The organism is Aquitalea aquatica (assembly GCF_013911085.1).
GTDB classification, from domain to species: Bacteria; Pseudomonadota; Gammaproteobacteria; order Burkholderiales; family Chromobacteriaceae; genus Aquitalea; species Aquitalea aquatica.
Window position 1 is genome coordinate 107,140 of sequence record NZ_JACERN010000039.1, and the last position, 14,710, is coordinate 121,849.

Genomic DNA, 14,710 nt, shown 5'->3' on the forward strand with positions numbered 1-14,710 from the left:
CATGCGACTGGACGGGGCTGGGTGAGGTTTACAGACCGCCGTAAGAATGCAGGCCGGTCAGGTACATGTTCACCCCGAGGAAGGCGAAGGTGGTGACCAAGAGGCCGATGACCGCCCACCAGGCCAGCGGTTCGCCGCGCCAGCCCTTCACCAGCCGGATATGCAGCCAGGCAGCGTAGTTCAGCCACACGATCAGCGCCCAGGTTTCCTTCGGGTCCCAGCTCCAGTAGCCACCCCAGGCATCGGCTGCCCACATGGCCCCCAGAATGGTGGCGATGGTGAAGAACAGGAAGCCGATGGAAATGGCCTTGTACATCATTTCATCCAGTACCTCGGCACTGGGCAGCCGGTCTTTCAGCACGCCCTTGAGCACCAGCAGTTCGGCCACACCCAGCATGGCCGACATGGCGAAAGCACCATACCCGACAAAGTTTGCCGGAACATGAATCTTCATCCACCACGATTGCAGGGCCGGGATCAGCGGCTGGATTTCATGCGCCTGACGGTCGAAGCTGTACCACAGGATGAAGCCGACTGCGGCGCTGATCACCAGCAGCACGAAGGCCCCCGCCTGGCGGGTGGCAAAGCGCGCTTCGTAGTACAGGTACATCAGCGCGGTGATCAGGGTGAACAGGATGAAAACTTCGTACAGGTTGGATACCGGGATATGGCCGACATCGCTGCCGATCAGATAGCTCTCGTACCAGCGCACGAACAGACCGGCTCCCCCCATCACCGCCGCAGCCCAGGTCAGGCCGCTGCCCATGCGTGACAGCATGGCAGAGCGGGTGAGCAGGCCGGCCCAGTACACCAGGGTAGCCAGGAAGAATAGCGTGCACATCCACATGATGGCCGACTGGCTGGACAGCAGGAATTTCAGCCAGAACGCGGTTTGCGCCCGTGCCAGCTCGCCGTGGTAGAGGCTGATGCCCAGCAGGGCCACGCTGGCCGACAGCGGGAAGAACCAGCGCCAGGCTTTCCAGAACCAGCCCAAAGCGACCAGTCCGATGGCGGAGCCGGCCAGAATCGCCTGTTCATAGCCATCCATGAAGGGGTTGTACAAGCGCCAGGCTTGCCCGGCAGCCACCAGCACCAGTACCGCATACAGCCAGTCGCTGGGCTTCAGCCGCTTGTACAGCGGCTGCTCGACAAAGGATTGAGCCAGTTCCATCACTTACCTCGTACCAACTGTTGAATTGCTTCGCTGCGGCGGCGGAAGTCTTCGTCCAGATCACGGTTGTGCCGGTTGGAACTCATGGCCAGCCGCACGCTGGCCGTGCCACACCGTAACCACAGCCGAACTTCGCGTACATAGAACATCAGGATGATGCCGATCACCAGCATCAGCGAGCCAAGATACACCAGGTTCTTGCCCGGCGAGCGGGTCAATTGCAAGCCGGAAGCCTGTACCTGGTCAAAGCCCTGCAGTTGCAACAACACCGGTGCCTGGTAATCATGCAGGGCGCTGATGCCCACCAGGCTGTCCAGCAGGAAGCGATAGTGCTGGCTGTCCATGGCGACCGGCGGCAGGCCCGCCTTGGCATCGGCCACATTCATCACATCCACCACGGCACCTTGCAGAATCTTGACATAGGTCTGGGCGACAGCCTGACGCTTGTCTTGTGGCACCTTCTCATCCAGGAACTGCTCCAGCGCCACGAAACCGCCTTGGGCAAAGCGCGCCAGTATCCATTTCACGCTGCCGGCAAACTGCTGCTGCATGGCCGGGCTGATGGCCGAACCTTGCATGGCCTTGGCCGTGGTGCGCTGTGCAATCTCATCATAGAGTGCCGGATTCATGAAAGCGCTGCGCAAACGCATGAAACGGTCCAGCGACAGCTTGTCATCCAGCGGCAGCCGCAGATACTGGAAGGGCTCGGATACCTTGCTGCGCACCCCGGCCACCATATAGCTGACACCGTCCTGCTGGATCGGCGCCATGTAGTGGTGGAATTCCACCGCCTGGCCTTGTTTGTCGCGCAGTTTGAAGCTGATGGAAGGGCCGATATTCTTCAGCTGCTTTTCATGCTTCACTTCGCGGGCATCCTGCATGCGCTGGGACAGGCTCTTGCCTGCGGCATCATCGGTCTTGCCACTCATGTTCTCGATATTGAACACGCGCAGTTCGCCGAATTCCAGATTGTAGTCCTTGCCATTGGCACGCAGCGGCTGGCTGCCCATCGAAATACCCTTGATGTCCACCGGCTGCATCTGCGGGGCTTCCAGATTCCAGGCCTTCAAGGACAGCGGTGAGCCGCCATCGCCAAAGCTGGCCTGGTAAATGGCCACGCCATCCACGATCAGCGGATGGTTGACCTTGACCTGGGCTTCGGTGACCTTGCCGCTGGCCTTGTCGGTGACCACGATGTCACTGGCAAACAGCTTGGGCATGCCATTGCTGTAGTAGTCGACATAGAATTTTTTCAGGCTGACGGTAAAGGGCAGCTCTTGCACCAGATAGCCATTACCGGCATTCAGGAACACCACATCACCACTCTTGCCCTCGGCAATGGTGACATTGCCACGGAAAGACAGATTGGCAGTAGACAGACGGCTTTGTGACGGAATCTGGCTTTGCGGGATGTCGCGCGTTTCCGGCACCACACTGCCCACCATCTCGGCCAGCTTGAGCGGCAGGTTGCCATCCATCAGGCCACCAATGCAGATCACCACCAGGGCAATGTGGGCGAAGAAATAGCCCAGCTTGCTGGCCGCGCCTTTTTTGGCTGCCAGCACCAGGCTGCCGTCTTCGCGCTGGTGTTCGCGCCAGCGCCAGCCCTGGCCGCGCAGATAGGCGCGCAAGGTATCTGGGTCCACCTTGTCTGCAGGCAGCTCCACGCTGTGCTTGATGGCAGCCAGCGAGTTGTCCGAGGCCTTTTCACGGTAGGCCTTCATGTCCTTGATGAAGCCCGGGCCATTGCGCAGGATGCACAATGAGGTGGACAGCACCAGGAAGGCGAGAATGGTCAGAAACCAGCCCGAGTGGTAAACGTCATACAAGCCCAGCTGCTCGAATACGGCAAACCAGTACTGGCCGAATTCGAAGGCGTAGTTGGGGTAGGGTTCGTTCTGCTTCAGTACGGTGCCGATGATCGAGGCGATGGCCAGTATGGTCAGCAGACCAATAGCGAAACGCATCGAACTGAACAGCTCGTATAACTTGTAAACAGCGGTGTTGCGGGAGTTTTTTGTCATCTTGGTGCCGAACACAAAAAGGGAAGCCGGTTAAGGCTTCCCTTTTGAACAAGGCTATTCGCAAAAGTTGCGATTAGCGCAGACCCGAAATGTATTCGGCTACTGCCTTCATTTCAGCATCGCTCATGCGGGAAGCAACTTCGGACATGGTTACGTTCTTGCGATCGCTACCTGCCTTGAAGTCACCCAGCTGTTTGGCGATATAGGCGGCATGCTGGCTGCCCACACGCGGGAACTGGTCGGGGATACCCTTGCCGGCCGGGCCGTGGCAGGCCATACAGGCCGGTACGTGGGTGGTCGGGTTGCCTACGCGGTATACCTTGGCACCCAGCGCCATCAGATCCTTGTTGGACGCTTCACGTGCCTTGGGTTTCTGCTGGCTGAAGTAGGAGGCCACATTGTGCATGTCGGCATCAGACAGAGCCGACGCCATGCCCAGCATGATCGGATTCTTGCGCTCGCCCTTCTTGAAGGCCTGCAGCTGGTTGTAGATATACACCTCATGCTGGCCGGCCAAGGTCGGGTTTGCCGACGCTACGCTGTTGCCATCAGCACCGTGACAGGCGGCACACACCGTGTCAACGATCTGCTTGCCCTTTACCGGGTCTCCCTTGGCAATGCCTTCTGCCCATGCACTTCCAGCCAGGGTTGCCGCAGCTACAGCCAACAGCATCATCCGTTTCATGATCGCTCCTTGTGAGGAATTCTTAAATATCTGTAAAAGTGGCAATTTCAAACCTGTTATTCTATACCAACTGAAATCAACCTTACTACTATGTCGATTTTTAAAAACGCCACTTTTTATACCACCGTCAACCATTTGAAGGACTTGCCGCCCACCCGCGCCGAGGTTGCCTTCGTGGGACGGTCCAATGCCGGCAAGTCCAGCGCCATCAACACGCTGGCTAACCGTACCCGGCTGGCGTATGTCTCCAAGACACCGGGCCGTACCCAGCATATCAACTTCTTTGACCTGGGCCATGAGCGTTTCATGGTGGATTTGCCCGGTTATGGTTATGCCGAAGTGCCGGAAGCCGTACGGGCACACTGGGTACAGCTGCTGGGTCGTTATTTGCAAACCCGCGACAGTCTGATTGGCCTGATCCTGATTATGGATTCACGTCGACCACTGCTGGAGCTGGATCGGCAGATGTTGAACTTCTTCCGTGATACCGGTCGGCCGGTGCACATTCTGTTGTCCAAATCCGACAAATTGTCGCGTAGCGACCAGCAGCAGACCCTGAACATGGTGCGGCGCGAACTGGCCGACTACCCAGGTGTCAGCGTGCAGCTGTTCTCCAGCCTGAAGAAAACTGGCACCGAACAGGTGGAACAGGTGGTGATAGGCTGGTTTGATGCTGTACAGAAAGAACAGGAAGAGCCGCCAGTAGCGGAATGACGGAACTTTGTCGGGGAGGGTGACACTAACCGTGCAGGTGCTCCGGCACCTCCCGCTTGCCTCCCTGAGCGGGAGCCTTACGCTGACAATTAAGGCCTTTACCCCGGCGCCATGTGCGCCGGGTTTTTTATGGCCGGCATTCCGGCGCTGGTCGCCAGGCATGAAAAAAGCGAAGGGAGTTCCCTTCGCTTTTGTTTGAGCAATTGCGGCGGCGATGCCAGGCCGCCACCATCTGCTTAGTTCTTCATCACCACGTTTTCCACCTTCAGGCTCTCCGCCGCGCTGCGCACGGCAGCATCGGACGGGAAGGGCCCCAGGCGCACCTTGTAATTGCCTTGCTGGTTGATGATGCCCAGCTTGGAATCATAACGGTCGTCCATTTCATCCAGCATCTTCTTCAACAGGGCTTCGGCATTGGCCAGCTTGTTGAAGGAACCCAGTTGCAGGTACTTGGGATTGTCCTCTGCCTTGATGTCAGGGCTGTTGCTGGCGACGGCTTCACCGCCGGCCATCGGCCACACACGTTCGATACTGACCTTGGCGCTGCCTTGCTTGACGAAGCCCAGCTTGTAGGCGGCAGCATAGGACAGATCCATCGCACGATTCTTGTGGAAGGGGCCACGGTCGTTGATGCGGACGATGACCGACTTGCCATTCGCCACATTGGTCACCCGGGCATAGCTCGGGATCGGCAGGGTCGGGTGGGCCGCTGTCATGGCAAACATGTCGTAACGTTCACCCGAGGTGGTTTTCCGGCCATGGAACTGTTTGCCATACCAGGAGGCCCGGCCGCTGGCCTGAAAGGGTTTCTCGCTGGTGTCGGGACGGAAGCTCATTCCCATCGCCGAGTAAGGCTGGTTGGCTGACCTGATCAGCGGTTCCGCTTGGGGTACGGCATCCGGTACCAGATTCAGATTGACCGGAATGTGGTCGGCAGGGCCATCCTTCTGGAAATAGGCACCGCCATTATTGGCTACGGTGGGCTTCTTGGCCGGCTTGGCCGACGTTTGGCTGGTGGCGCTCGCCGTCTTCACGGTGGAACAGGCCACGAGTACGAGACTGACAAAAACAAGCCACAGCCATCGGAGTACTGATTGCATAGACCTCCCTTATGCTGTTGGGCACATCAAGAAAACACTGGCGACTTGCGCTCGGCTAGCGAGTGCAGTCCCTGCCTGGAAGAGCAAAACTGCCTGACCTGTGCTATCTCCCCAGGGCCGCGATGGCGGCCGGGAGCAGGCTTGCAGTCTGGTTCACTTCAGCAACAATGCTTCTTGTTGGCCCGTTAGTGTTGGCCAGTCTGTGAACTGTCAGCTTCCTCCTTCAAATCCGATCTGCCGCCACGCTTCGAACACCGTGATTGCAACGGCATTGGAAAGGTTCAGGCTTCTCGATTCGGGACGCATGGGCAAACGAATCCTCTGTGATGAAGGAAAATCCTCCAGCACTTCAGGCGGCAAGCCGCGGGATTCGGGACCGAACAACAGTACGTCCCCAGATTGGAAAGAGATCTGGTCATGGCGCGTGGCGCCTTTGGTTGTTGCAGCGAAAATTCGCCGTCCTTGCAGGGCCTGCTGACAGGCAGCCCAGTTTTCATGGACAACGACACGGGCATATTCGTGGTAGTCGAGGCCCGCTCGTCGCAACTTGGCATCCTCCATGGGAAAACCCATGGGTTTGACCAGATGCAGTTCACAGCCGGTGTTGGCACATAAACGAATCACATTGCCCGTATTGGGCGGGATTTCCGGCTGAAAAAGAACAACGGTGAACATCGTTGGCTGGCTGGATTGTTCCAAAGAATCAAAATCTTGGTCAAGTTTTTGGGAAGAATGCCCTGCAGAGCACCCACGCATCGACCCGTTTTGCCCCCTGTTTTTTGAGCTTTTCGGCTAGGGCGGACAGGGTCATTCCACTGGTTGCCACATCGTCCACAATCGCGACGGAAAGCCCGTCAATACGTCGTTTTACGCCAAATACATCACGAACATTTTGGCGTCTTTCGACACGTCCGAGAGAGGCTTGCGGCACAGTGTTGCGTTTTCGCCAACACAGTGTGGAGGAAAAACGGCTTTCCATTGTAACAGCGATTGCCTGGGCCAGTGGAATGCTCTGATTAAAGCCCCGTTCTGCAAGTCGTTCTTTTGACAAGGGAACAGGTAGTACCAGATCACTGCGGATGGCTGTTTTCATGGCGAATTCGGCCATCAATCGAGCCAGGGTGCCGGTCAGTTCCAGCCGCTTTCCATACTTCATGGCATAAATAATTGTATTCAGGGGGTAGCCAAATAGATATGGAACGTGTAGTGCGTCGAAAGCAGGGGGTGAACGCAGGCAAAAGCCGCAGATATCCCCCGTGGCTGCTGGTTCCGCACAAATGGGGCAGTGCTGCTCGGGTAGCGGCGGCAGACTGGTTTTGCAGCTTGGGCAGAGTCCGAAATCACTGTTTCGTGTATTACACAACAAACACGATTGATTAAATATTGTGCAATTGTCAATTAATTGCCTGGCGATATTTGACAGCATGATGCCCCCTCTGCAAGACTGCGACCAGACACTCTTACGCACGCGGTTTTTTTCTTAAATTACCCATTTGTCCAGTTGTTGTTAGTCATTAAATGCATCTGGAATTTTTTGGTGACGAAAGCTCATTCATGACCACTCAAGCCGTCCAGTTTTCCCGTCCGGCGACTCCGCATCCACAGAACAATACCTGGTCGGTAGCGGACATCGAGGCATTGCTCAGCCTGCCGTTTATGGAGGTGGTTTTTCGTGCCGCCGAGATTCATCGCCAGTTTTTTGATCCGACCAAGGTGCAGTTGTCGACGCTGGTTTCGATCAAGACTGGTGGTTGCCCGGAAGACTGTGGTTACTGCCCACAATCGGTGCATCACGATACGCCGGTGGAAAATCAGCCGATGATGACGGTGGATGAAGTGATTGCCGTGGCGCGCACCGCCAAGGCCAATGGTGCTGGCCGTTTCTGCATGGGTGCAGCCTGGCGTGGCCCCAAGGATGCTGATCTGGAGCAGACCTTGCGTATGGTGAACGAGGTGAAAGCACTGGGGCTGGAAACCTGTGCCACCTTTGGTCTGTTAAAGGATGGCCAGGCCGAAAAACTGAAACAAGCCGGGCTGGATTATTACAACCATAATCTGGACACCGCGCCGGACAAATATGGTGACATCATTCATACCCGCGAGTACGAAGACCGCCTGGACACGCTGGGCAAAGTCCGTGGGGCGGGGCTGTCGGTGTGCTGTGGTGGCATTGTGGGCATGAATGAAACCCGGCAAGACCGTGCAGGCCTGATTGCCCAGTTGGCCAATATGGAACCGCAACCGGAATCGGTGCCGATCAATAATCTGGTGAAGGTGGGTGGCACGCCATTGGAAGGGGCCGAACCGCTGGACTGGACCGAATTTGTCCGCACCATCGCGGTAACCCGCATCACCATGCCCAGAAGTTATGTGCGGCTTTCGGCCGGTCGTCGCGAGATGCCGGAAGCAATGCAGGCACTGTGTTTCCTGGCGGGTGCCAACTCGATTTTCTACGGTGACAAACTGCTCACTACCGGTAATCCGGATGTAGATGCCGACCGTATTCTGATGGAAAAACTGGACTTGTCACCGCTGTAAATCTTTGGCCATATCTGCCTTTGTGCGGCCGGATTTTTGAAATGTATATATAAGGAATACTTTTCGTGAAATCCGCCCGCCAGGGGCAATCATTTTCTGGAAAACCGCATGCGCTCCCAGGACCTTTCCGCAGCACTGCTGGAATTGCAGCAACAGCATCGTTTTCGCCAGCGTCATATCGTGGAAACGCCACAATCCTGCGAGGTGATCATCGAGGGCAAATCCTATATTGCCTTCGCCAGCAATGACTACCTGGGACTGGCCAACCACCCGGTGCTGATCGCTGCCACGCGTGAGGCATTGTCACGCTGGGGGGTCGGGGGAGGCGCCTCGCACCTGGTCGCCGGGCACTTTGCCATTCACGAAGAAGCCGAGCAAGCTCTGGCCACATTTTGTGGCCGCGAGGCTGCCTTGCTGTTCAGCTCAGGCTATGCGGCCAACCAGGCCGTGATCACCAGTCTGGTGGGGCGCGGTGATGCCGTGTTTGCCGACAAGCTCAACCACGCTTCGTTGAATGATGCCTGCCTGCTGTCGCGTGCCACCTTCCGCCGCTTTCGCCATAACGATCTGCAGCAACTGGAGCAGCTGCTGGCCAGCACCCCGGCCCGAACCCGGCTGATTGCCGTGGATGCGGTATACAGCATGGATGGCGATGAAGCGCCGCTAAAGAAGTTGCAGGATCTTGCCGATAAATACGATGCGTGGCTTTACATTGATGATGCGCATGGATTCGGCGTGCTGGGCGATGGCCGTGGGTCGGCAGTGGAACAGGGTTTGCACGGAGAGCGGCTGATCTACATGGCTACTCTTGGCAAGGCCGCTGGGGTGTCTGGTGCTTTTGTCGGAGCGACCAGCCAGCTGGTTGCCTGGCTGGTCAACACCGCCCGCAGTTATATTTTCACTACCGCCCAACCACCGGCGCTGGCCGCTGCAGTATTGGCCAGTCTGCAACTAATGGCCGACGAGCCGTGGCGCAGGCAGCGCTTGCAGCAAGGCGTGAGCCTGGTAAGGGAAAGATTGGCGGAGGTAAATATTCCGCTGATGGCATCCCGTACTCCGATCCAACCTATTATCATTGGTAGGAACGAGCAGGCATTGTTGCTGGCTGCACAGTTGAAGGAGCGTGGATTCTGGGTGCCTGCGATACGGCCGCCCACCGTGCCTGAGGGGACGGCACGTTTACGCCTGACATTGTCGGCAGCCCACACACAGGATCAGCTTGAGGGCTTACTGGACTGTGTGGTGGAGGCAATGCAGCCATAGGGGATGGCTGCGTCTGTTCGTAGCATGACCGGAATTTCCGGCTAACTCATACTACGATAATGACATGAAGAGTACGGCTGATTATCTGTCCTCCCAGCAAGAGGCTGCTGAAACTGCCTTAGCCCTGTTGCAACATCAGGGTGAACCTGCCGCCGCGGCTGTCTGGGCGCTGGTGGGGACGACATGGCAGCGTCTGGCCACGCTGGGTGGGGCGGACACGTTGACACCGGCTGCGGCCTTGTCTGCGGGACGACTCCCCGGGCCGGATGGCGGAGCCATGCCCCTGTCGGTACAGGGCGAACTGATTGGCTGGCTGGTTTGGCGCGGCAGAATGCCGGCCAATACGGCGGCGATTGCTTCGCTGCTGACCGGGCATCTGTTGAGTGCGCGGCAGCATTCCGAGCAGTCCCAGGCACGGGTGATGAACGAAACCCTGCTGGAAATCAGCCAGCTGCCCAGTGAGTGCAGCACGCTGGATGACATGCTGCCCAAGCTGCACCGTTTGCTGATGCGGCTGATGGATGCCAGCAACTTCTATATTGCCCTGTACGACGAACAGTCCAGCAGTCTGCATTACCCCTTTTATGCCGACCAACTAGACCCGACCCCGCCTTCCCCCGCTCAACAGTTTTCCGCCAGCCAGAGTGAACGCTCACTGACCGCCTGGCTGATGCGCATCGGTAAGCCTCTGGTGCTCACCCGTGAACGGCTGCTGGAGATCTGCGCTCAGGAACAACTGGTGCTGGAAGGTCCGGTGCCTGAGCTGTGGATGGGGGTGCCGCTGACCAATGCCAATAACACTGTCATTGGCGCTGCCGTCATGCAGTTCTATGCCGAGCAATCGCCCTGCACCTCGGCCGAGCAGACGCTGTTTCTGTTTGTTGCCCGCCATGTCGGCTATGCGCTGGACCGCATGCTGTACCGCAGCCAGCTGGAGCGTCAGGTCTGGCTGCGCACCTGCGAGCTGGAGGGGATGAATGCCCGGCTGCGTTCTGAAGTGTCCGAGCGTAAACGGGCCGAGCGTTTTCAGGATGTGCTGTTCCGTATTGCCGATCTCTCCAATACCAGCCTGTCGCTGGAAGCCTTTCTGGCGGGAGTGCACCGGCTGCTGATGGAGCTGGTAGCCGCCCGCAACTGCCAGGTGGCGCTCTACAGCATGGACAATGATCTGCTCAGCTTCCCCTATTGTTCCGACGACCAGCAACCGGCGGCCAAAACCCGGCGGCCAGGCAAGGGGCATGTCGAGCAGGTGCTGCACAGTGGCCGGCCGTTATTGCTGGACCGCCTCAATCCGCAGCTGCCGTCTGCGGATGGTGCCGGGCCACCGCTGCATAGCTGGCTGGGAGTGCCGCTGTATTGCGGGCACGAGCTGTTGGGTGTGCTGTCGGTACACAGCTATCAGGAAGAGGTGATCTACAGCTATCGCGATCAGGAAGTGCTGGAGTTTGTCGCCAACAATATCGGCACGGCACTGGCGCGGGTGCGTGCCATGCAGGAACTGCAAGACGCCTATGCCGAACTGGAAGAGCGGGTACGCGAACGCACCAGTGAGCTGGATGCGGTCAATGCCCAGCTGGAGTTCGACAGCCTGCATGACCCGCTTACCAAGCTGCCCAACCGCAATTACTTTGCCAAAACCTTGCGCCGCGCCTGGGAAAGCTATGTGGTGGGCAACGGTGCCCGCTTCAGCGTGATCTTTATCGATCTGGACCGCTTCAAGCTGGTGAATGACACGCTGGGCCATCTGGCTGGCGATCATCTGCTGTTCGAAGCCGGTGCGCGCATTCGCTCCTGCCTGCGTCATTACGATTTCCTCGCCCGCTTGGGTGGCGACGAGTTTGCGGTGCTGCTGTTTGGTACCGAAACGCTGGAAGGCTGCGAAATGATTGCGCGGCGTATTGTCAGCGAATTCGAGCGGCCGGTGATTCTGGCCGGGCGTGAAGTCTTCTCTACTGCCAGTGTCGGTGTGGTACTGGCTGACCGTGAGCATTATCACAAGGCAGAAGAGCTGCTGCGTGATGCCGACCATGCCATGTACTGCACCAAGCAGCAGGGCCGGCAGGGTTATACCGTGTTCAACCACCAGCTGCGTATCAACCAGGCCGACCAGTTGGCGCTGGAAAGCGAATTGCGCCGGGCGCTTGAGGTAGACGACCAGCTGCTGCCTTATTTCCAGCCCTTTATCGATGCCCGCAGCGGCGAGCTGGTGGGTTTCGAATCGCTGGTGCGCTGGCAGCATCCGCTGCGCGGGCTGATTTCGCCGGCGCTATTCCTGCCCATGGCCGAGGAAAGCGGGCTGATCACCCGGGTTGACCGCTATATGATCAATGCGGCCTGCCGCCAGCTGCGGCTGTGGCTGGACGAGGCGCGGGTATCGCGTGACATCGCCCTGCATATCAATCTGTCCTCGGCCAATTTCCATGATCCGGAGCTGGTACCGTGGATGCGCGACATCATCGACAGCTACCAGCTGCCGGCCTCCATCTTGCATCTGGAAATCACCGAAAGCGCGTTGATCGATGTGCCGGATATTGCCGCCACCGTGATGCATGCCCTGCATGATCTGGGCGTCAAGCTGGCGCTGGACGACTTCGGCACCGGTTATTCCGCGCTGTCCTATCTGCATCGCTATCGTTTCGATGTGCTGAAGATAGACCAGAGCTTTGTATTCGATGTCGACCGCAAGGAAGAATCGTCCGCCATCGTGCGTGCCATTCTGGCGCTGGCGCAGGCACTGGGTCTGGATGTGGTGGCCGAAGGCGTGGAAACCGCCGCCCAACTGGCGCGCTTGCAAGAGATGGGCTGTGGCAAATTGCAGGGTTATTACTTTGCCGCCCCGGCCCCGGCGGCAGCCATCGACTGGGATCGCTTGGCGCGCTTTGTGCAGGAGTTTCGCCGTGCCGCTTGAGCCAGCAGCCTGCGCGGCTGCTTTCTTTCGCCCTGTACTCTTGCGAAAACCACCTTTCTCCCCCATTTGATTGCCCATGACTCTGTTTGTTGAAAGCCGCGGCCGTGGCCCGGACGTGGTAATGCTGCATGGCTGGGGCCTGCATGGCGGTGTATTCGACCGTGTGGCAGATGCGCTGGCCACGCACTACTGCGTGCATCTGGTTGACCTGCCCGGCCATGGTGGCTCTGCCCCGCTGGCGCGTTTTGACGCCGATGCCGTGGCCGAGCAGCTGGACGCCCATTTTCCCTTCCCCGTACAACTGCTTGGCTGGTCGCTGGGCGGCCTGATCGCCCAGCACTGGGCGGCCCGCCATCCCGACAAGATCAAGAGTCTGGCGCTGGTGTCCACCAGTCCACGCTTCGTGCGCGACGATAGCTGGCCACATGCCCAGCAACGTGCGGCCATCGAGGCGGTGGGGGCAAGTCTGGAAGGTGCCTTCGAGCAAACGCTGGAGCGCTTCCTCGCCCTGCAGATGATGGGCGCGCCCGCCGCGCGCGACACCGTCAAGGCGGTGCGCGAACAGTTGTTTTCCCATGGCCGGCCACAAGGCTTGCTGCCGGCACTCGAATTATTGCTGGAGGCCGATGCGCGTGCGCTGGCCGGCCAGATTCATTGTCCGGTGGCGCTGTTTTTCGGGGTGCGCGATGCGATCACCCCGATCGGTGCCGGCCGCTGGCTGCAGTCCGCTCTGGCCGATGCCACCCTGCACGAATTCACCCAGGCTTCGCACGCGCCATTTTTGTCTCATCAGGACGAATTTGTCGCCAAGCTGGCCCAGCATCTGGAAGCCTCCGCATGAGCGAAGCGTTTTACACCGATAAAGCCCGTATCCGCGCCTCTTTCGAGCGCGCCGCCAGCAGTTATGATTCCGCCGCCGTGTTGCAGCGTGAAGTGTCCGACCGCATGGCCGAGCGGCTGTCCTATATCAAGCATCAACCGCAAGTGATTCTGGATGCCGGCACCGGCACCGGTTATGGCGCGGCCCAGTTGCGCACCCAGTATCCGGAGGCGCAGGTGGTGGAGCTGGATCTGGCCCACGCCATGCTGTGTGCCTCGCGCGAGCGTCAGCGTGCCGGGGATGGCCTGCTGAAAAAACTGTTCAAGCGCAGCCAGCCCTGGCAGGTGTGTGCCGATGTGGAAAGGCTGCCGCTGGCCGACAATAGCGTCGACATGATCTGGTCCAATCTCACCATCCAGTGGGTGAATATTCCGGACAGCGTGTTCAGCGAGTTCGAACGCGTGCTCAAACCGGATGGCATGCTGATGTTTTCCACGCTGGGGCCGGACACCCTGTTCGAGTTGCGCGAAGCCTTTGGCGGGATCGACCATGCCACCCACGTCAACCAGTTCATCGACATGCATGATCTGGGCGATGCGCTGATGCGCGTCGGTTTTGCCGAACCGGTGATGGACATGGACAAGATCGTGCTCACCTACGACAAGGTGCGCGACGTGATGCACGACCTCAAGGCCATCGGTGCGCACAATGCCACCCGCGACCGCAGCCGTGGCCTGATGGGCAAGCAGGCCTGGCGCCAGGTGGAAGCCAGTTACGAGGCCCGGCGACGCGATGGCACACTGCCCGCCACCTATGAGGTGGTGTATGGCCATGCCTGGAAAAGTACGCTGAAGAAAAAGGGCAATACCCTGCCGGATGGCCGGCAGGTGATCGAATTCGTCAAACCGGGCAGCTGGCCGGGCAAGGTCTGATACGACAATGACTGACCGCGTGCGGCCAGCACGGCCGGAAGACGCCGAATGCCTGGTATGGCTGGATACCTATGCCAGCGCGGGCATCCGTCCGGCACTGGCGCGTTATGTGCAAGCCAGTTTTACCCCGCAGGTGTTTCTGGACAAGCTGGCCGACCCGCAACAGCACATCCTGCTGTTGGAGCGTGATGGCCATCTACTGGCCTATGCCTTGCTGCAAGAGGGGGCCGCCTGTCCTGGAGAGCCGGCCTGGCAGGCCGAGTTGGCCACGCTTTATGTCATGCCACGCTTTGCCGGGCAGGGGCTGGGACGGTGTTTACTGTCAGCCAGCTTGCAACTGGCCGGCCAGCTGGGTTACCACGGCTTGTGGTTGAGCGTGTTTCACGGCAATCAGCAAGCACTGGCTTTTTATCGGCATCTGGGCTTGCAACAGGTAGGGGATTGCTACTTTGAAATGGAGCAGGAGCGCCATCTCAATCATGTTTTTCTGCTGGCTGCTCTTGCCCAGGGGAACCATGTTGCGCCGCAATAATCGAATGACCCCAATACGCTCCC

13 protein-coding genes are annotated in these 14,710 nt (G+C 58.7%); 7 read left to right on the top strand and 6 right to left on the bottom strand.

Going from position 1 to position 14,710, the window contains the following annotated elements:
* Positions 1-28: 28 nt before the first annotated feature.
* From ccsB to H2Z84_RS15330, 3 genes are all read right to left on the bottom strand, one after another.
* Positions 29-1,171: a c-type cytochrome biogenesis protein CcsB gene (gene ccsB / locus H2Z84_RS15320; RefSeq protein WP_181836750.1), complete on the bottom strand. Its 1,143-nt coding sequence runs from the start codon at positions 1,169-1,171 to the stop codon at positions 29-31.
* Positions 1,171-3,195 carry a cytochrome c biogenesis protein ResB gene (locus tag H2Z84_RS15325; RefSeq protein ID WP_181836751.1) on the bottom strand — a complete coding sequence of 675 codons (2,025 nt, stop codon included), beginning with the start codon at positions 3,193-3,195 and terminating at the stop codon, positions 1,171-1,173. The genes ccsB and H2Z84_RS15325 overlap by 1 nt, the downstream gene beginning before the upstream one ends.
* A gap of 73 nt (positions 3,196-3,268) precedes the next feature.
* A complete protein-coding gene (locus H2Z84_RS15330; RefSeq protein ID WP_181836752.1) occupies positions 3,269-3,880 on the bottom strand; it encodes a c-type cytochrome in 612 nt (203 codons plus the stop codon).
* A gap of 90 nt (positions 3,881-3,970) precedes the next feature.
* On the opposite strand from H2Z84_RS15330, the gene yihA reads away from it, so the two are divergent.
* Positions 3,971-4,594 carry a ribosome biogenesis GTP-binding protein YihA/YsxC gene (gene yihA / locus H2Z84_RS15335; protein ID WP_181836753.1) on the top strand — a complete coding sequence of 208 codons (624 nt, stop codon included), beginning with the start codon at positions 3,971-3,973 and terminating at the stop codon, positions 4,592-4,594.
* Between the two features lie 236 nt (positions 4,595-4,830).
* Here yihA and H2Z84_RS15340 read toward each other — a convergent pair whose 3' ends face one another.
* The 3 genes from H2Z84_RS15340 to H2Z84_RS15350 form a co-directional block, all read right to left on the bottom strand.
* Entirely contained in the window at positions 4,831-5,628 is a 798-nt protein-coding gene (locus H2Z84_RS15340; RefSeq protein WP_309545484.1) for a septal ring lytic transglycosylase RlpA family protein, read from the bottom strand.
* A 276-nt stretch (positions 5,629-5,904) separates the two neighbouring features.
* Positions 5,905-6,369, bottom strand: a complete 465-nt coding sequence (locus H2Z84_RS15345) for a tRNA (cytidine(34)-2'-O)-methyltransferase (RefSeq protein WP_103522942.1) — start codon at positions 6,367-6,369, stop codon at positions 5,905-5,907.
* A 40-nt stretch (positions 6,370-6,409) separates the two neighbouring features.
* Positions 6,410-7,120, bottom strand: coding sequence for a ComFC family protein (locus tag H2Z84_RS15350; protein WP_181836755.1), 711 nt, complete (start codon positions 7,118-7,120; stop codon positions 6,410-6,412).
* Positions 7,121-7,248: 128 nt separating this feature from the next.
* Between H2Z84_RS15350 and bioB the strand changes: the two genes are divergently transcribed.
* The 6 genes from bioB (at position 7,249) to H2Z84_RS15380 (ending at position 14,687) form a co-directional block, all read left to right on the top strand.
* Positions 7,249-8,232, top strand: coding sequence for a biotin synthase BioB (gene bioB, locus H2Z84_RS15355; RefSeq protein ID WP_181836756.1), 984 nt, complete (start codon positions 7,249-7,251; stop codon positions 8,230-8,232).
* Between the two features lie 108 nt (positions 8,233-8,340).
* On the top strand, positions 8,341-9,495 hold the full coding sequence (gene bioF, locus H2Z84_RS15360) for an 8-amino-7-oxononanoate synthase (protein ID WP_181836757.1): 1,155 nt from the start codon (positions 8,341-8,343) through the stop codon (positions 9,493-9,495).
* 64 nt (positions 9,496-9,559) lie between these two features.
* Positions 9,560-12,403 carry a putative bifunctional diguanylate cyclase/phosphodiesterase gene (locus H2Z84_RS15365; RefSeq protein WP_181836758.1) on the top strand — a complete coding sequence of 948 codons (2,844 nt, stop codon included), beginning with the start codon at positions 9,560-9,562 and terminating at the stop codon, positions 12,401-12,403.
* A gap of 76 nt (positions 12,404-12,479) precedes the next feature.
* Entirely contained in the window at positions 12,480-13,244 is a 765-nt protein-coding gene (gene bioH / locus H2Z84_RS15370) for a pimeloyl-ACP methyl ester esterase BioH (protein ID WP_181836759.1), read from the top strand.
* Positions 13,241-14,155 carry a malonyl-ACP O-methyltransferase BioC gene (bioC, locus tag H2Z84_RS15375; protein ID WP_181836760.1) on the top strand — a complete coding sequence of 305 codons (915 nt, stop codon included), beginning with the start codon at positions 13,241-13,243 and terminating at the stop codon, positions 14,153-14,155. The genes bioH and bioC overlap by 4 nt, the downstream gene beginning before the upstream one ends.
* 7 nt (positions 14,156-14,162) lie before the next feature.
* Complete coding sequence (locus H2Z84_RS15380; protein ID WP_181836761.1) at positions 14,163-14,687, top strand: GNAT family N-acetyltransferase; 525 nt, start codon at positions 14,163-14,165, stop codon at positions 14,685-14,687.
* Positions 14,688-14,710: the final 23 nt, after the last annotated feature.